This is a genomic window from Undibacterium cyanobacteriorum (genome assembly GCF_031326225.1).
Classification (GTDB): Bacteria; Pseudomonadota; Gammaproteobacteria; order Burkholderiales; family Burkholderiaceae_D; genus Undibacterium; species Undibacterium cyanobacteriorum.
In genome coordinates this window covers 872,155-889,868 of record NZ_CP133720.1, presented here as the reverse complement: position 1 = coordinate 889,868, position 17,714 = coordinate 872,155, and the positions used below count along the sequence as shown (strand labels likewise).

Genomic DNA, 17,714 nt, shown 5'->3' with positions numbered 1-17,714 from the left:
TTCTAGTGCGCTTCTTAATTCGCTTCTAAACTCGTTTTTCAATTATTGAGAGAGATTTTCTCTGCATTCTCAAACTGGTCTGTACCGGCGATGACAACCTTGTCGCCTTCCTTCAAACCTTCCACAATTTCAACCGACGAGATACTGGTCGCACCGAGCTTGTAAGGCCGGCGTGTGGCGATATTGTTCTCAACCACATACACAAAACGCCCGCCTTCGCTCTCCACAAAAGGACCGCGTGCCAACATCAAAACGTTTGGTTTTTCTTCGATCAGGAGGCGCGCTGAGACGCGCTGGCTTTGACGCAAACCACTCGGTTGCGCTCCGTCAAAACGCACGCGCGCCAAGACTTGGTTCTTTACGACTTCTGGTGAGATGGCGGACAACTTACCTTTGGTCACGTTGCCATTGATGGTGATATCAGCCGTCATACCGATGCCAAGATCCGCCGCAAAAGATTCCGGAATCTCCAATTCAACTTCAAGCTGCGATAGATCGACCAGCGTCATTAATGCAGTATTGGCCGCTACCACGCTACGATTCGCTACCGACAAGGTGCCGACCATGCCATCCACTGGCGCACGCAATCGCAACTCATCCACTTTACGTTTCGCATCATCACGGACAATGCGCTGTTGCTCCAATTGCGCGACTTTGGTCTTGAGATTTAAGTCGACGTCTTCGCCTTCTAGCTGCGTCGCCGCTGCCGCATGTTTGGCACGGATCTCAGCGGTCTTCAGCGCATCTTGTGCTTTGGCATAATCAATTTTAGAAATCACGCCGGATGGCCCCGCTTTTTCAAAACGTTCAAAGGTGCGTGCGGCAGTGATTCTTTCGATCTCCGCTTGATCGGCGTCGCGCTGCGCGATCAGCTTTTGTTTACGCGCCAAGATGCGCTGACGCGCTACTTCGGCTTCCAATTGATCGTAATTAGCTTGCTCGCGTTTGAGCAAATTGGTGAGATCAGGTGATTCCAATTCCGCGACGATATCCCCCTTTTTAACGAGGTCGCCTGCTTTGACTTTTAAGGTCACGGTGCTTGGTGCGGTCGAATATAAGGTTGGGCTAATTGCCGCAACCAAACGCCCATTCACTGCCACATCGCGCACCAGAGTGCCTCGTGTGACCTGAGCAAGCTTCAGACGTGCGGCATTAATCGACTTGGTGCTATTGGAAAAACTGCGGACTAACAGCACACTGATGACGATAAAACTGAGTAAGCCGATCGCCATCAGCACTGTTTTCTTGCGGCGCCACACAGGCGCGGCCGCGATGACTTGATCTTGACCGGAGGTATCTCGAATCATGAAACTCTTCCTCAAACTTGAAAATTCAAAAATGCTACTTTCAAGTGATTTAGCAGGAAGCGTGCCAAGCCAACAATTCTGGCTAAGCCTATGATTTACATCACTTTTATCTCGACCATCGAAGCGTGAAAAAAGTGTCCATCGCTGTCCGCCAAGGTTTTTTGTCGGTCAGGTGGACACTGAGATTTGCCATTTTTGGCGGCAAGACTGTGAGGCACGGGCATCAACGCGGGATTAAGATGCCTTCTTGTTTCTGAAATAGACCACCATAATGACGAATAAAAGCACTCCCGCCAGCAAAGCAAAACCTGTCGATGCCCACTCAAAATGCTGATGAATCTCAGTGGGGGAGTTGGAAATCAGTGATGGAAACTCGCCCATCAGAAAACCTGCCGCTTGGCTTCCTAAGCGATTCGCCAAAAGCAATGCGGCAAAGGCCAGTGCCAAACGTCGTGTCGACGCAAAATTGAGGACGGCGCTATAACCTAAGGTAGTAACCATCACTTCGACACCCGCTTGCAGCAGATACGCCATCACCAAACTCGTCGTCGTCAAACTGAAGGTATTTTCAAGTCCCGCAAACAAGTCTCTGCTTGCTATCACCAGCATGCAGAAAAACAAAACATTCAGCAGTAAAGCGAGTGCCCATTTCCCCCAAAGATCTGGGTACTTCTTCGATTTGGAAAACAGCGAAATAAGGCCGACCAACAAAGGTGTGACAACGAAGATGGCGAAGATGGAGAAGGTTGCGACCAACATCGGCGAGATTGCTGCAAGGCTTGAGTTGATCTTGATCCAATTCATGAAAATGCGCTCGATATCGACTTGCAAAAATTCATTTGCGATTGCCCAAGCAAAGCTCAACACCAGCGCCAGCATAAATAACAGCAGACGTTTCCACGCGTTCTTATGTGATGCGGCGTCTGCAAACAACAGCGCCACTGCCACAAGCAAACTCGCCCAGCTGAGTATCGTGAGTCCTTGCTTGGATAAAGTGAAGAGTTGATACACCAAAACTAAGCTAACAAGAATGCCGATCCACAGCGTCTTAGTTCGCAAAAACTGCCATACGGAGTCGGAAAATTCATCCCGTGTGAGTAACTTCTTACTTCCCCAATGCAGACAGGCTAAGCTCAGCAATAAGCTGAGCCCTGCCACGACAAAAACCACTTGCAAAGCCATCTTATTTTCAGCCCCAAAAACACGTGTCGCCAAATACTGTGTCACGAGTGGCGCAAGGAAACCTGCTAGGTTCACAAGGAAATACATCAAGGTCAATCCCACATCTTGTTTTGCCTCCTGAGCCCCGAGCGTTTTGCTAAATAAAACCAAACTACCTGGCCGATACAATGCATTACCCAAAACCAGGCATGATAGGCCAATGCGGAAGGCGGTTGGATCTGGCATCACAATCATGAAGACGCCCAGCGCCATCAGGCATACACCGACGCGCGCCGCATTCAAATAACACTGACAACGATCGGCGATATAGGCACCAAGAACACCCAGACTAAGCATCAAAGCTAAGAAGGCGGAATACAAGTGTTCACCTTCGAACTTCGCTTGAAAATCGGCGGGTAAGACTTCCCACACAAAATACAGCACCAAAGCCCAACGAATGCCGTAAAAAGCGAAGCGTTCAAAAAAGATAGAAAAACTGAGGCCTAGAAAGGAGTCAAGCTTGAAGCTTGTTTCGACGCGCTCGGGCATCGTGGCAGAAACTGAGGTCATAGTGAGAGATCGATCACTTTTTGGCGATCTCCCACACCGTGAGAGATCATATTGAAAAGTGAACAATATAAGCAAAATTACATGACTTGCCTAGTAATTTCATCAACACTTTGCATAAGCAAGAGTGCTGTGCCGATGCTAAGTTAGCGGCCTATGACTTATTGCGACTGGGGATGTACCGCTCGCAGAACCGGTGGCAACTCGAGCGGGCAATATTTCAGAGTTTGGCTAAAACAGGCGAGCGCAAAATCATGGAATAAATACAGTGTTTGCGTTGGTGCATATTGCTCAAAACTCGTTTTCAATTGCGCCAATTGTTGCGGATTCAAGGCCCCCATATTGTTACTCGAAACATGCCACACCTCATCAAAGTAAGGCGCAAAATAGGGAGCGACACCGTGTCCAAAAGAATCCGTCAACAGCAGCAATCTTTGCTTGGTTTGCGTCGCATCTTGAGATACATCGCGTCGGGTGATGCGTGTAACATCCGCTAAAATAGCAGCGCTACTGAGCTCCGGAAAACACGGACCGCCTTCGCAATATGTGAAATCGCTGCGTTTCCAATCTGGCTTTTGCAGGCGTTGCCGCAAATCGACACCGGGCAAAAATCTTTGCATGTCTGATTCACTGAGCTCCTCTTGGAAACTCAACTGACCACGCGCAGCACGATGCCAATGTTGTTCGCTCAAAATTCGCGCATACACTTGTGCGCCCTTACCTTGCCAATGAAAATCATGCGCTGGATAAATGGGTCTCCGCGTTTTGGCTTGCAGCATTTGCGCGAGAGGATAAACCACATCCGCCTGTGGTAATGTTTGCCTCACTCGCTCAGAGACGCGATCTAAAGTGGCTTGATGACGCTCACACTCGCGCTGCCACCACGAAGGTAAATATTCGGGATACACCGCTGGCTTGCTCGGCACAAAGGCAATCGTGGTACGTGGATTACTAACACTGACAAACTGCGCGAATTCGACCACTTGCTGCGCCAATTCATCGGTCTGATGCGTGTCGATTCCGCGCCCGCAAATAAAGGACAACATCCGCAGAGGATGCTGAGCCTCATGCGCATTAAAAAACAAATAGCCTTCTTTACCGACGGTAATTTGCGGCGACACAACCTCATGCAAGAGATGGTAACGTCCTGCTTGATTCCACTTCACGAGATGTTGACGCAAACCAAAGTGATCACCCAAGTAGCGATCGAATTTGGCGCTCCACTGCGACCATTCTGCTCGGGTGTTTGGTTTACCCGGATACGGCGCAAGTGCGCGATTTTCCGAAGTCTGCGTTGTTGATTCAATCTGTGAAACATGAATCAATAAGGGCATACTCAACAGAATAAAACTGAGCAGCAAGAACACGATGCGTATCGTCTTCTTACACACAAATTGAGGCGCGCTTGTTTTTATCATGAACGTCCTCAAAAGCGGAAATAAATGAAGGGGTTGTAGGCCCCGCTCGCCAAACTAAACGCACATAACACCAATAAAGCCAACAGAAACCCGCGGTCGATGAGGGTCATTGCAGTGGGCCAAGATTGGTTCAGACGATCCGCAATTTTTTTCGACCATCCCGTCGCGAACACCACCGCCAATAACATCGTCAAAATAAAAGTAGTGGAACAATACGCCATGACAGGTAAAGCCGAAGTCTCGTTCGAAACGCCAGCCATCACAGTAAAGAAATGCGCTGCTTGGCTCAAGTCATTAGAACGAAACAAAACCCACGCCAAGATGACCATTAACAAGGTGTAGGCATGCCGAATAAGACGTGGCAGCTTCGCCAAAATCGAACTGAGTCCCAGCCTTTCTATCACGAGGAATACGCCATGCGCGATGCCCCAAACGACAAAGGTCCAATTCGCACCATGCCAAAGACCGCACAAGACAAAGACTAAAAACAAATTGAATAGGGTGCGAGCTTGACCGTGACGATTTCCTCCAAGTGGGATGTACACATAATCACGGAACCATCGAGAAAGACTCATATGCCAGCGCCGCCAAAATTCCGTGATCGATTGCGCAATGTAAGGAAAATGAAAATTACGCGGAAAACTAAAACCGCACATCAAGCCCAAACCAATCGCCATTAATGAATACCCCGCAAAATCAAAATAGATTTGCACGGTATAAGAGACTGCTGCTAACCACGCCAAAGGAGTCGACAATTCGGCACTCGGCAAGGCGAATAATTGATCGGCAACGCTGGCGACGGTATTGGCAATCAGGACTTTTTGCGCAAGCCCTAAACAGAAAAAACGCACCCCGATTTCGGCGCGCCACCAACTCCAACGACGATGGTGTAATTGTCGTGCTACGGTTGAGAACCGAACAATCGGACCAGCGACCAATTGCGGGAACATGATGATGTAGGTGAACAGCGCAGAGAAACTTCGCTCTGCTTTGGTCTTTTGACGATAAACGTCAACCAAGTAGGAAATCGCATGAAAACTGAAAAAGGAAATCCCTAAAGGCAAGGCGATTTCAGGCACATTTTCAAGCGCTGCTCCGCTCAACCATGAACGAAAATTCTGCCAATTGGAGAGCGCAAAATGTGCATATTTGTAGTACAACAAACCCGCCAGATTAAAGCCAATTGCTAAAGCAAAAGGCAATGCTTGCGCCCACTTCTTCTGGCCATCAACCGCGCCATCGGCAAACGATTTTGTTTGCACATGCCCCAACCATAATCCAAATCCATAGTTGGCAATCACATACACTAGCAACAGGGGAAGATTTTGTGGTTCACCCCAGCTATAGAAAATCAAACTTGCCACCAACAGCACGGCATTGCGCCATGGCAGCGCACCATTTAGCACATAAAGCACCAAGAAAATAGGGAGGAAATAGAAGAGGAAGCTAACGCTACTAAAGACCATACAAGGGCTCTACTGTACTTTCAAAATCATCTGCACTAAGCAAGCCATGTGCTGATCAATCTGGATTAGGAATCGCGATGGCTTTTCCCGCGACATGGGTCGTTAATACGATTGCCGTCGATGTGGAACCAAAAGCGTTGAGCTCATTGATGATCCGCTGCAAGTGCTCTACATCACGCGCCAATACGCGCATGACCGCACCGTCTTCACCGGTGACGGTATAGCAGTCGACAATTTCTGGGCAATCGCTCACATACTGCGAGTATGGCCGGCCTTGTTGCGTTGACACACGGATCATGGCGGTAATGTCATATCCAAGCGCCTTCGGATTAATATCCGCACGATAACCGCGAATGATATTGCTGCTTTCGAGACGCTTAATCCGTTCGGAAACCGCCGGTTGACTCAAATGAACTTGCCGACCAATTTCGGCATGCGACATACGTGCATCATCTTGCAATAACTGCAAAATTTTTTGGTCAAATTGATCGATTTTTTGATTCATAAGCAAAAGCTCGCGTTTTCCAGAGAATTCAAAGAGGAATGCAGGATTTCCCATTAATTCCCCATGTTCTTGCGGCATTGTACGCGCTACAGTGTGATCTTCCAAGCCACAGGATTGCGCCCTAATTTGCGTCGGAAATATCCTTAGTTTACAGCGCAAAAACGGCATCGATCATTACAGACAAAAACGAACCCATGATGAAACCTTCTTTCAGCGCGCAACAGCTTTCTCACATAGTTGAACAATATGGCACGCCATGTTGGGCCTACGATGCGAACTACATTCGGGCGCAGATCGCACAATTGAAGCAATTCGATGTCATTCGCTTTGCGCAAAAATCCTGTAGCAATATCCATATTTTGAAGCTGATGCGTGAGCAAGGCGTATTGGTCGATTCAGTCTCCTTGGGCGAAGTTGAACGTGCTATCGCTGCCGGTTATGAGCCACAGGTTGAGAATCAACATGCGCCTATCGTGTTCACGGCGGATCTGCTGGATCGAAGCGCGCTGAAACGCGTCGTCGAACTCGGCATTCCCGTGAATTGCGGTTCACCACAGATGCTCGAGCAATTGGGTCAAGCCAATCCTGGTCACCCAGTTTGGATTCGCATCAACCCGGGCTTTGGGCATGGGCATAGTCGTAAAACCAATACGGGTGGTGAACAGAGCAAGCATGGGATTTGGCACGAGGAGCTCGCCCAAGCGTATGCCATCATTCAACGTTACAAACTCAAATTAATCGGCCTGCATATGCATATCGGATCGGGCGTCGATTACGATCATTTGCAAAGCGTATGCGACGCCATGCTCGATCAAGTAATTCGTTGCCCGCTCGATCTCGAAGCAATTTCCATTGGTGGTGGGTTATCGATTCCTTACCAAAGCAATGAAGGCAGAGTCGATGCTGCGCATTACTTTAGTATTTGGCAAACCGCTCGCGCAAAGATTGAAGCGCATCTCGGTCATCCAATCTGCATGGAAATCGAACCTGGCCGCTTCTTGGTTGCGGAGTCTGGCATTTTGATCTCCGAACTGCGAGCGCAAAAACAAGTCGGTACCAACTTCTTTACTTTCGTCGACGCCGGTTTTAATGATCTGGTACGCCCTTCCATGTATGGTAGTTTCCATCGTATCACCGCCCATACTCCCGATGGCCAGATGCGCACCGGCAGCCCACAAGCAACCGTGGTCGCGGGTCCTTTGTGTGAGTCGGGCGATGTCTTTACACAAGAAGAAGGTGGTGTCGTCACTCATCAAGATTTGCCGCCATGTGAGATCGGCGATCTGTTTGTATTTCATGATGCCGGAGCGTATGGTGCGAGCATGTCATCGAACTACAATTCACGTCCCTTAGCTCCTGAAGTGTTACTCGATGCTGGCGAGCTTCGCTTAATTCGCCGCCGCCAGACCATACAAGAGCTCATCGCACTCGAACAGTGTTAAGGCCCTTTGGCATCCCTGCGCGATTCCAAGGTAGCGTGTAGGGATGCTTCACGTCAGAATCTTGTGGTCAGCGCTGCGGATGGCACGAACATATCACTCTACGGTCGCGAAGACTGAATCGAGTTCTTCCTATTCCATTTGACTAACTTGATTGAAGAGCCTCGGCTCTCAAGCGTCGGTAACAACGGAAACGATAGGAGCAGTAGCAAATCAAGGCTGGGCTGATGGTTAACATGGTAATTCCGAATAGACCCTGCGTGACCGCGTACTGTGATGGCACCATCAAACTCAAGCCGATAACGCTGGCGCTCACCAACAGGCACAGCGGCACAAAAACCCAAGCCCATGCACGTCGATTACGCTCACCGACGATAGCAAAGTTGAGGCCAACAAACATCACCACCGCAAACAGCGACAAAAAGAAGATAGGCTGAATCAGGTAAAAGATTGTCGCAATCAAAAGCAAAACGAAAAAACCTAGCACGTACTCAACCTCGTTGTAATGGCGTGCTCAATCGATATCGACCAGACGCGAGTTAGAAAACCCTATCTTATCATTTCGATATTCACGTACTAAATGATTTTTATCCAATCCAACAAGACTTGCGACGCTATCGCCTCCAATAAATCATCATCAAAAGTCGACACAGTTGCCGAACTCACAAACATTGCACAGAGCAATGTTTCCCCACTGGAACTTTAAGCCTGACTATGCTAAGGTGAACTTCATCTTGAGGGACTTCATCGCAAAGTGCCTCTTTGGGCGCATCTGATCCAAGCCCCCAGTCAGGGAGACTTCATGAGTGCTTCAACCACACTGACAGCCAACACGCTGACGCGCGTGCGACGCATCGGTCGCTATCACCCGCGTATCGCCATTCGCTTTCTCCGTGAATTAGAACTGGCTGCCTTCGACGCGAAGAACACTTCATTTCAAATCGATGCATTACTCGAGCGCTACACCATACAAGAACGCCTCGGTGAAACTGACGACTTAATCGATGACCTCAATAATGCGAGCTTCTTAGCGGACTCATGCGATCTCATCGAACACACTGGCAAGATCATGGTGGCGCTCGGTCGCATCAACTTCGGCGTTGGCAAATACCGCGACGCAGCGAATTTTTGGTTGCGTGCAATTGATGTGTGTAAGTTCACGCACGATATTGAATCGATGGTGGAATCCCGTATCGGGCTGGGACAAATTTATCATTCCATGGGTGATTACACCGCCGCTACAAGATTCATTCGCGATGCGGGTTCTTTGTTGGAACAGATCGATCACCCTTATTTAAGCGCCAAATATTCTATCAATCTAGCGCTGTGCTCCTTGCACCAAGATCGACGCGAAGAAACGCAACAGTTATTGATGGAAGCGCAACTAGAAGCACAACGTGCGGGGGCCGACGAATATTTTGCCGAGACCATGTGGTACCTCGGTGTTTTGGAATTCAAGGCAGAGAATTATGCATTGGCGAAGACACACACCGAACGTGCTTTGATCGCGGCCAAAAAATGCAATTACAAATGGTTGTTTGGCGCTGTCAATGACACCCTCGCAAAAATCGCCTTGATTCAAGGCGATATCGGTAGCGCCATTCGTATCTACCAAGACGCTTTATCATCAGCGAAAGAAATGGCGTCCTTGCCGCAAATCGCCAATTTTTACAACGCTCTATCGCAATTGTACGAAACCCAGGGAGATCACCAAACATCTCTACAATTTGCCCGCTTGCACCAAGAAACGGCAACAAAACTGAATCAACTTTCATCGAATGATGGTTTCCAAGATTTAAGAGAATACGATATCTCCCGCAAGGCACCGGCCGAACTTTTGCTTGAACTCGAAGCGAATCCTGCCTTAGACAATTGTAGTTTCAACGATGCCATCCGTATCATTGCTCGCAAAGCCCTCGAGATTCTGAGGATAGAATATTTGTGCCTATGGTTGCGCGACGAAAATAGCAATCATCTCGTATGTCACACCATTCTTGGCCCTGAACCACTTCCCTTTGCGCAATCCTGCGTGATGAACTTCGATCATTACGCAACTTATTTTCAAGAGCTTTCCAATACGCGCAATCCCTTTGTCGTGCACGATATCCGCTTGCATCCTGCCGCCAAGGACCTATTGGATTCGGCCAACCAAATTGAGTTAAAGTCGATTTTGGATATGCCCATGCGCAAAGACCAAACCCAAGTCGGCGTCTTGAGTCTTGGTCAGTGCCATCGTCAACGCAATTGGAGTCGTGAAGACATTCTCTATGCGAGTCATATTGGTAGCTTGGTCGTACGCGCCCTAACCACCGCACGTTTTATCGACGATCAAAAAGTGCTCGAACAAAAAGTCGAAGAACGCACCCAAGAAGTGCTCGAAAAATCGCGCCATCTCGAACTCGCTTACGGCGATCTTCTGAACAAAGACAAGGCACTGCAAGACCACGCACACCACAATCAAACCATTCTCGACAACTTAGCGGATGGCGTCATTACCATCGATATGAAAGGGGTGATCCGCTCCTTCAATCTGGCTGCGATTCGTATTTTCGGATATACCCTCAATGAGGTCCTAGGCAAGAATGTCAGTATGTTGATGCCGGAACCTGATCAGAGCCGACATGACAATTATCTCGATCAATATCACAAGTCAGGCGAAGCACATATTATTGGCGTCGGTCGTGAACTCCAAGGTCGCCGCAAAGATGGCAGCGTCTTTCCTATGGAATTGGCGATTACTAAGAGTTTTGAACGTGGTGAGGTCATCTATGTTGGTATCACTCGTGATATTACCGAGCGCCGCCGTTTGGACAAGCTCAAGTCAGAATTCATTTCCACCGTCAGCCACGAACTCAGAACCCCTCTCACTTCGATCCAAGGATCGCTGAGCCTACTCGAACACGGTGTTGCTAACACCTTGCCAGAGGCGGCTATGAAGCTAATCACACTCGCTTCACGCAATAGTCAACGCTTGATTGTTCTGATTAATGATTTACTCGACATTGAAAAGCTCGCGGCAGGAAAGATGAGCCTAAACCTCGCCAATGTCGATATCGTCACGCTCGTCAAACAATCGATTCGCGACAATGGGGGCTACGGCTTGAAATACAATGTCCAGTATGTTCTAGCCGAACATCCAGATTCAGCCACAGTGGTTGCGGACAGTGTGCGTTTAGCGCAGGTCATGGCAAATCTCCTGTCGAACGCTGCCAAATTTTCAGGCAATTCGCAACAAGTCGATGTACGCATTCTCGAAGAAGCACAGCATTGTTTGGTAGAAGTGGAAGATCACGGATTCGGCATTCCCGCGGATTTCCAGAAAGAGATTTTCAATTCCTTCGCTCAGGCAAACAATGGCGATACGCGGCAACAAGGTGGCACTGGACTAGGACTCAAAATCAGCAAGTCCCTGATCGAAGCCATGCACGGCAACATCGGTTTCCGTACCGAAGAAAATCTGGGTACCTGTTTCTGGTTTAAGTTACCGCGCGTGAACAAATCATAGGCCCAAGCTCAGCACGATTTGACCAAAAAGTCGCTAAGTCAATGCGATTTCTGGTCGGCTTGCTGAACGTGTGTCAGGCACGGGTGGATTGTCTTCTGCACGATAGGTAAAAACCAAAGAGAACTTGGTTTGCGTAGTTTGATTGCAGCCCGCCGCATGAAATAAATTACTCGAAAACAGCAGCACATCACCTTGTTGCAGAGGTAAGGCGCGAGCTTGTTGCAAGAGTTGCTGATTCTGCTCGAGATCAGATCTGAGAAATTGCGCTGGATCGAGCTGTTCGCTTTCAATCTGCCACCGATGTGAACCGGGCAGTACTAAGAGACATCCATTCTCGACTTTTTCATCCCGCAAAGCCAACCACACGCTGATCAATTCGGGCCGTTGAAAATGCCAATAGCGACTATCACGGTGCCAGCCGGTTAAACTCGAATAACGCGCTTGTTTGGTCATGATGCAGTTGTGATGGGCTTGCGACAGAAACGCCTTCTGTCCCAACAACTGAGTTAATGCTTGCGCCAGCTCGTCGCGTTTTGCCCAAGCGGATAGAGTGTCTGAACGCGCGTAAGCTTGCAATAGACGTCGTGCAGTGCGACCGCCTTCTGCATCGAGCGAGATCGGTGCACCAGGATAACGAGTGTCCGCTTCGAACTCGATCGGACCATGTTCAGCATCAAGCTCCGATTGAGCAAATGCAATCACCGCCTCACAGAAATCTCTCTGCGCCAAGGCAGGCAAGACCAGATAGCCATCCGTTTGAAATTGTTGAATTTGTTCCGCGCTTAACATGCTATGACCTCGGTTCTTTTCATCGCTGCATTATAAATCGAAGCCGACATCAAGGCGCTTGATGGCTTTTGCATTTTCCGCAGTACTCTTTTTCACGCGAAGCAGTTACAATTTGTCCACTTTGTTTTTGCGAGGGATGATGCTATGTCTACGCGCCGAGATTTTTTAAAACGTTCTCTTATCCTCACTGCCTCAGGTCTGTTTCTTGGTCAACGCGACAGTGCCGCCAGTCCGACTTTTGTGCAATCGAGTGATGACAAACAAAGCAAACTCAAGCCACCGCCCGATCTCTTTGATGCACAGGCGCTGGATATGGATTTTTGGCTCAAACCGCGCACCATCGATTGGACACGTCCCGCCAGCGGGGAACGTTTAAAGCTTTTGTATTGGAAAGACGGCGAGATCCTTGGCTCTGCCTATGAGCAATGCTGCGAAATCCTTCGGGATATCCATGCTGACAAAACAGCGCGCATTGATCCCAAGCTCATCGAAACTTTATGGGCCACGCAGGCATTCATTAACCAATTGGGCATGACCAAGCCGCTTGAACTGCTTTCAGGCTATCGCACTCCTGAGTCGAATCAACGCTTGCGTGAAGAAGGCATTCCCGCCGCACGAAAATCTTTGCACATGGATGGCAAAGCTGCTGACTTTCGTATTGCCAATCTCCATGAAGAAGTTTTAGGGGAACTGGTGCAAAGTTTCCGTCAAGGCGGTGTCGGTTTTTACTTCCGTGCTAGCAAACAAGGCGGATGGATCCATGCCGATACTGGCCTAAAGCGCAGCTGGCAAGGATAAGCAATTCTAGAGACTGAGATATAGGGTCTAGTCAGACTGGCTTTGTATCGGCAACATACGAAGGATTAACGTTTCTTGCGACTACGATCAGCCGACTCACGAATGATGGTGAAGTTCCAATCATGTTCATTGGTTTTTCCGTCATACACGGTAATAATCCGAAACATATCTGGATCTTCTTTGAGGCGATGTCCCGTCGCCGCTACCTTCACTTCCAAATCATTTCGAGCATATACATCAAGCTCAACTGTGGAACCATCGATTGCCGCCGGTGACAACAATGAGGCGATGGTTTTAGGCGTGAATTCCAACATATAAACCGGCATCGCGAAGGCACTCATGGTGTCACTCCTTATGAAGGTAAGAGGCAGGTGGAAATTCGATTCTACTCGTGCTTGTTGGGCTGTGGCAATTTTTTTTACGCAGTTACCAAAATGCCAAGGGCGACAAAACCACAAATGATTCTGTCGCCCTTTTGCTTTGAAAACACAGCGTTAATTTATTGCACTTTTATTCAACCATTCCCATCTTGAAAGCGTATTCCAAGACCTTCAATGGATCCGCACAAAGACGCTTATTGCTGCGCCTTGACCCAGTCTTTAATGCGCGTCTCCAATACATCGAGTGGCAATGCGCCAGCGCCGAGCACCTCATCATGGAAACCCTTCAAACTAAATTTATTGCCCAAGGTCTTACTGGCGTATTCACGCAATTCCAAAATTTTCAATTGTCCCATCTTGTACCCGAGTGCCTGTCCTGGCCACACGATATAGCGATCGGTTTCACTTTGGATTTCAACTTCTTCGATACCCGAATGGTTACGGAAGAAGTCAACGACTTGCTGACGATTCCACTTCTTGTAATGCAAGCCCGTGTCGACCACCAAACGAATCGCACGCAGCATTTCATCTTGCAGGTGACCGTAATAGCTATATGGATCTTGGAAGAAGCCCAGTTCTTCTCCCAGACGCTCGGAATACAGCGCCCAGCCTTCAACGTAGGCATTATTACCGCCTTGACGACGGTAGGTTGGCAAACCTTCCAACTCTTGCGCGATAGAGATCTGCATGTGATGACCTGGCACGCCTTCATGCAAGGCCGTACTCTCAATCGAAAGCGTCATGCGATTTTGAAAATCACCTGTATTCACCATCACATGGCCTGGACGTGACCCATCTGGCGCACCTTCATTATACGAAGCACCTGCCGCCTCTTTCTCACGGAACTCCTCGACCTGCATGATCTTCACTTTTGCTTTCGGCAAGCGACCAAACAGTTCTGGAATCTTGGTGTACATCTGATCGGTGTACTTGTTATACAGATCGATAATTTCCTGACGTGATTTTGGATGCACATCGGGATTCTTTTCCAAAGATGCGTTAAAACTCTTCAGATCAGCGAAGCCTAATTTCTTCGCGGTTTCCAACATTTGGCCTTCAATGCGAGCGACTTCGCTTAAGCCAATTTGGTGAATCTCTTCGGCCGATTTATCCGTGGTAGTTTGCGTACGCACTTGATATTTATAACGTTCAACACCGTTCGGCAAAGACCACAGACCTACTTCAGGACGACCATGCGGCGCATACTCTTTACGCACAAATTCAGCGAAATTCTTATAAGCGGGTAACACCTTGGTATTGACTGCTGCCGTCACTGCGGCGCTCAAACGCTGTTTGTCAGCGGCAGAAAATTCAGCAGGAAACTGTGCGATCGGTTTCATGAATGGTGAGTCGCTCAACTTCATAGCCACTAAATCATCACACTGACGCACAATTTTTGGCAGCAAAAATTGGGGCGGCATGATTTTATCTTTGATACCTTTGCGCATTTGTACGATGGTTTGATTGAACAAGTTTGGTAACTTATTCAAACGAGCGATGTAGTCCTCGTAATCTTTGACAGAACTAAAACTCAACATCGTCACCAACTCTGGCGTATCGAGATGAAGTCCAGAGTTTTGTAGCACTGGCATTTGCCAGTTCTTAAATTTTTCAGCCTCAATCTCATCCTGCAATTGACGTACCAACAAATCTTTATTTAACTTCTGTTGCACATCAAACCCAGTGGTATCAATCGCCTGCAATCGTTTGAGGAATTCACGATTTTTACGCTGACCGGCTGCAATGCCTTTTTGTGAAAAATCACGCCATTGATCATTGAAACGTTTATCGCCCAACATCGAGGCATATTCAGGATTGCTGCGTAAATTATTTTCCCAATGATCGGCTAAGATCATATCGAGCGCTTTCAAACGCTCGGCCAAAGGGGCACTCACTGCTGACTTAGTGCTTGCGCTATTTTTCATCGTGCTTGCGCTATTTGCCATCGCGCTTGCTGGCAGGCTCACCATGCTCACTACGCCCACTAAACTCGCCAATGTTGCGCCGACCGCCAACACACTGAACTTCTTTTTCATCTCTCCACTCCTCACTTGATGTGCCGCTTGTCTGTTGCGAGCACTTTATTTTTTCACTACCGAACTACCATTTTCGGACAATCAACACCGAAACGCAAAATGTAGGTTATTGCAGCCTAGTTTCAGCACACGGACTCTGATCACGCTTCACAAACTACGCAATTGCTGCATGCAACGACGGAAATCATTTTGTATCTGATCTTGATGAACGTGGCGTTGATTCTCGACGCAGAGTCGACCACCAACATAGACATCCCGCACCAAGTTATCGTTCCCAGAAAACACCAGACTACTCAAGACTTGATCAGGAGCCAGATCAGCCAGGTTAGGATGCTGATCGTCGAGTACCAGGAAATCAGCACGATAGTTGGGACTTAATTGACCGACGCGACGTCCTGCTGCTTGCGCACCGCCCTTTAAACATTCTTGCCACAAGAAATCTGCCACACGACGACGTCCCGCGACGCTGGCCACATTACGTTTTTGCAGACGCAAACGCTGCCCATATTCCAACCATCGTACTTCTTCAACAGCACTTTGCGACACATGACTATCGCTACCAATACCAAACACGCCACCAGCCTCGATAAATTCAGGCAATTCAAAAAATCCATCGCCTAAGTTACCTTCGGTGGTAGTGCAAATACCTGCCACTGCACCACGTGCCGCAATGCCTCTGACCTCGGCGGAAGTCAGATGAGTCGCATGCACCAAACACCAACGCGCATCGACTTTTTGTGTATTGAGTAAGAGTTCAACCGGGCGTTGACCAGTTGCGGCGAGCGAGGCTTCCACTTCGCGCATCTGTTCGGCGATATGAATGTGAATCGGGCGACCACTCGGTAAAGCATGCTCAAGCTCTTGAATTTGCTGAGTGTTAGCCGCACGCAAAGAATGCGGAGCAACACCCACTTCAACTTGGGCAGAGCGCAGCGACTCAAGATCACCGACCAAGTTCAAGATATCGTCGACATCAGTACGGAAGCGTCGTTGATCATCACGGAGTGGCTGATCTTTAAAATCAGAAAAGCTATACAGAACCGGCAGCATCGTCATGCCCATACCGCACTGCTCTGCAGCAGCGATCACGCGTGCCGCCATTTCTGCGCGTTGTTGATAAAAATGACCGTCAGGTGCGCGGTGCAAGTAATGAAATTCACAGACTGAGGTATAACCGTAACGTAGGCACTCTGCATACAATTGCGCCGCCACGGCTTGCATCTGCTCGGGTGTAATTGCCAAGGCAAAGCGATACATCAAATCGCGCCAAGTCCAAAAGCTGTCTGGCCCCTCTCCTGCAATCTCTGTCATTCCCGCCATGGCTCGCTGAAACGCGTGCGAATGCAAATTGGTCATGCCTGGTATCACATAGCTCGCTTGTTTCTCATGCGGAGCGGCTGGGACATTTTTTTCGATCAGGCTCAAATCGCCAGAGTCATTCCAATGCAAACGGACCTGAGTCGCCCAGCCTTCTGGCAACAGCGCATGTTGTGCATACAAAGTTTGTCGTGAACTCATGATGCTACCCCTTTTTGCTCAGCCCAAGTCAAACAGGTCTGCAATAATGCGCGTAACACTGGTTGCACCTGTTGAGCCAAATCTGCACGATATTCGAACGGAGCTGCTTCATTCATATACACCACTTGACTCATTTCCAATTGCACAGCGTGAACATGAGATGTCGGTTGTCCATAGTGGCGCGTAATATGGCCGCCCTTGAAACGACCATTGAAAACATGACTGTACTTCTGTGCCGATACTTGTGTTCGCAAACATTCAGCCAAAGCCGATTGCAAACTCAAATCACAAGACTTTTGATCAGCGGTGCCAAAGTTCAGATCAGGTAAACGGCCCTTGAAAAAACGCGGCACTTGAGATGCAATGGAATGGGCGTCCCACAAAATCGCAATGCCAAAGGTCTCTTTCATGCGTTGCAGTTCACTCTGTAATTGTTGGTGATACGGTTGCCAATAATTCTCGATGCGACGGGCGACCTCTTCACGATCAGGTGCTTGTCCTTCAGGATAAAGTGGCTGTTTATCAAAGGTATCGAGTGGACACAAACCGGTCGTGTCTTGCCCCGGATAGAGATTCACATCATCACAAGGCCGGTTCAAATCAATCACATAACGTGAATACTCTGCATGAATACGGGATGCGCCGAGTTCATCGAGCATGTTATACAGCAGCGGCAAGTGCCAGTCCGTATCGGCTTTGACTTGTGCGACTGGGTTAAGCTGGGTGGCAACATCTTCGGGGATGGTGGTTCCTACATGCGGCATCGATACCAATAGAGGTACGTGGCCTTGCTTAAAATGGAATGCGGTCATAGTGGTTTATCTT

General features: G+C 48.6%; 14 protein-coding genes. 3 read left to right on the top strand and 11 right to left on the bottom strand.

Annotated features, from left to right (window positions below; translation table 11 throughout):
* Positions 1–38: 38 nt before the first annotated feature.
* From RF679_RS03705 to RF679_RS03685, 5 genes are all read right to left on the bottom strand, one after another.
* Positions 39–1,307, bottom strand: a complete 1,269-nt coding sequence (locus tag RF679_RS03705; protein WP_309482871.1) for an efflux RND transporter periplasmic adaptor subunit — start codon at positions 1,305–1,307, stop codon at positions 39–41.
* A 234-nt stretch (positions 1,308–1,541) separates the two neighbouring features.
* A complete protein-coding gene (locus RF679_RS03700; protein ID WP_309482870.1) occupies positions 1,542–3,038 on the bottom strand; it encodes a hypothetical protein in 1,497 nt (498 codons plus the stop codon).
* Positions 3,039–3,196: 158 nt separating this feature from the next.
* The gene (locus RF679_RS03695; protein WP_309482869.1) at positions 3,197–4,453 is read right to left on the bottom strand and encodes an alginate O-acetyltransferase AlgX-related protein; all 1,257 of its coding nucleotides are present in this window, start codon (positions 4,451–4,453) and stop codon (positions 3,197–3,199) included.
* An 8-nt stretch (positions 4,454–4,461) separates the two neighbouring features.
* The gene (locus RF679_RS03690) at positions 4,462–5,919 is read right to left on the bottom strand and encodes an MBOAT family O-acyltransferase (RefSeq protein ID WP_309482868.1); all 1,458 of its coding nucleotides are present in this window, start codon (positions 5,917–5,919) and stop codon (positions 4,462–4,464) included.
* Between the two features lie 55 nt (positions 5,920–5,974).
* Positions 5,975–6,424 carry an Lrp/AsnC family transcriptional regulator gene (locus RF679_RS03685; protein ID WP_309482867.1) on the bottom strand — a complete coding sequence of 150 codons (450 nt, stop codon included), beginning with the start codon at positions 6,422–6,424 and terminating at the stop codon, positions 5,975–5,977.
* 194 nt (positions 6,425–6,618) lie between these two features.
* Here RF679_RS03685 and lysA point away from each other — a divergent pair, with 194 nt between their 5' ends.
* Positions 6,619–7,866 carry a diaminopimelate decarboxylase gene (gene lysA, locus RF679_RS03680; RefSeq protein ID WP_309482866.1) on the top strand — a complete coding sequence of 416 codons (1,248 nt, stop codon included), beginning with the start codon at positions 6,619–6,621 and terminating at the stop codon, positions 7,864–7,866.
* A 142-nt stretch (positions 7,867–8,008) separates the two neighbouring features.
* On the opposite strand, the gene RF679_RS03675 is transcribed toward lysA, so the two are convergent.
* Positions 8,009–8,350 (bottom strand): hypothetical protein, encoded by a 342-nt coding sequence (locus tag RF679_RS03675; protein ID WP_309482865.1) that lies wholly within the window; start codon positions 8,348–8,350, stop codon positions 8,009–8,011.
* 315 nt (positions 8,351–8,665) lie between these two features.
* Between RF679_RS03675 and RF679_RS03670 the strand changes: the two genes are divergently transcribed.
* The gene (locus tag RF679_RS03670) at positions 8,666–11,368 is read left to right on the top strand and encodes a PAS domain S-box protein (protein WP_309482864.1); all 2,703 of its coding nucleotides are present in this window, start codon (positions 8,666–8,668) and stop codon (positions 11,366–11,368) included.
* A gap of 33 nt (positions 11,369–11,401) precedes the next feature.
* Here the strand turns inward: RF679_RS03670 and RF679_RS03665 are convergent, their stop codons facing one another.
* On the bottom strand, positions 11,402–12,157 hold the full coding sequence (locus tag RF679_RS03665) for a phytanoyl-CoA dioxygenase family protein (protein ID WP_309482863.1): 756 nt from the start codon (positions 12,155–12,157) through the stop codon (positions 11,402–11,404).
* Between the two features lie 144 nt (positions 12,158–12,301).
* Between RF679_RS03665 and RF679_RS03660 the strand changes: the two genes are divergently transcribed.
* Complete coding sequence (locus RF679_RS03660) at positions 12,302–12,955, top strand: YcbK family protein (protein WP_309482862.1); 654 nt, start codon at positions 12,302–12,304, stop codon at positions 12,953–12,955.
* Between the two features lie 65 nt (positions 12,956–13,020).
* Here the strand turns inward: RF679_RS03660 and RF679_RS03655 are convergent, their stop codons facing one another.
* The 4 genes from RF679_RS03655 to hutG all read right to left on the bottom strand — a co-directional run bounded on the left by RF679_RS03655 (position 13,021) and on the right by hutG (position 17,701).
* A complete protein-coding gene (locus RF679_RS03655; RefSeq protein WP_309482861.1) occupies positions 13,021–13,296 on the bottom strand; it encodes a hypothetical protein in 276 nt (91 codons plus the stop codon).
* A gap of 233 nt (positions 13,297–13,529) precedes the next feature.
* Positions 13,530–15,371: a DUF885 domain-containing protein gene (locus RF679_RS03650; protein ID WP_309482860.1), complete on the bottom strand. Its 1,842-nt coding sequence runs from the start codon at positions 15,369–15,371 to the stop codon at positions 13,530–13,532.
* A 147-nt stretch (positions 15,372–15,518) separates the two neighbouring features.
* Positions 15,519–16,889, bottom strand: a complete 1,371-nt coding sequence (locus tag RF679_RS03645; protein WP_309482859.1) for a formimidoylglutamate deiminase — start codon at positions 16,887–16,889, stop codon at positions 15,519–15,521.
* The gene (gene hutG / locus RF679_RS03640) at positions 16,886–17,701 is read right to left on the bottom strand and encodes an N-formylglutamate deformylase (protein ID WP_309482858.1); all 816 of its coding nucleotides are present in this window, start codon (positions 17,699–17,701) and stop codon (positions 16,886–16,888) included. The genes RF679_RS03645 and hutG overlap by 4 nt, the downstream gene beginning before the upstream one ends.
* Between the last annotated feature and the right edge of the window lie 13 nt (positions 17,702–17,714).

Coding starts and splice junctions, on each gene's coding strand:
- hutG (WP_309482858.1), bottom strand. CDS start 17,701: ATGACCGCATTCCATTTTAAGCAAGGCCACGTACCTCTATTGGTATCG.
- RF679_RS03655 (WP_309482861.1), bottom strand. CDS start 13,296: ATGAGTGCCTTCGCGATGCCGGTTTATATGTTGGAATTCACGCCTAAA.
- RF679_RS03650 (WP_309482860.1), bottom strand. CDS start 15,371: ATGAAAAAGAAGTTCAGTGTGTTGGCGGTCGGCGCAACATTGGCGAGT.
- RF679_RS03700 (WP_309482870.1), bottom strand. CDS start 3,038: ATGACCTCAGTTTCTGCCACGATGCCCGAGCGCGTCGAAACAAGCTTC.
- RF679_RS03685 (WP_309482867.1), bottom strand. CDS start 6,424: ATGAATCAAAAAATCGATCAATTTGACCAAAAAATTTTGCAGTTATTG.
- RF679_RS03660 (WP_309482862.1), top strand. CDS start 12,302: ATGTCTACGCGCCGAGATTTTTTAAAACGTTCTCTTATCCTCACTGCC.
- lysA (WP_309482866.1), top strand. CDS start 6,619: ATGATGAAACCTTCTTTCAGCGCGCAACAGCTTTCTCACATAGTTGAA.
- RF679_RS03670 (WP_309482864.1), top strand. CDS start 8,666: ATGAGTGCTTCAACCACACTGACAGCCAACACGCTGACGCGCGTGCGA.
- RF679_RS03695 (WP_309482869.1), bottom strand. CDS start 4,453: ATGATAAAAACAAGCGCGCCTCAATTTGTGTGTAAGAAGACGATACGC.
- RF679_RS03665 (WP_309482863.1), bottom strand. CDS start 12,157: ATGTTAAGCGCGGAACAAATTCAACAATTTCAAACGGATGGCTATCTG.
- RF679_RS03705 (WP_309482871.1), bottom strand. CDS start 1,307: ATGATTCGAGATACCTCCGGTCAAGATCAAGTCATCGCGGCCGCGCCT.
- RF679_RS03645 (WP_309482859.1), bottom strand. CDS start 16,889: ATGAGTTCACGACAAACTTTGTATGCACAACATGCGCTGTTGCCAGAA.
- RF679_RS03690 (WP_309482868.1), bottom strand. CDS start 5,919: ATGGTCTTTAGTAGCGTTAGCTTCCTCTTCTATTTCCTCCCTATTTTC.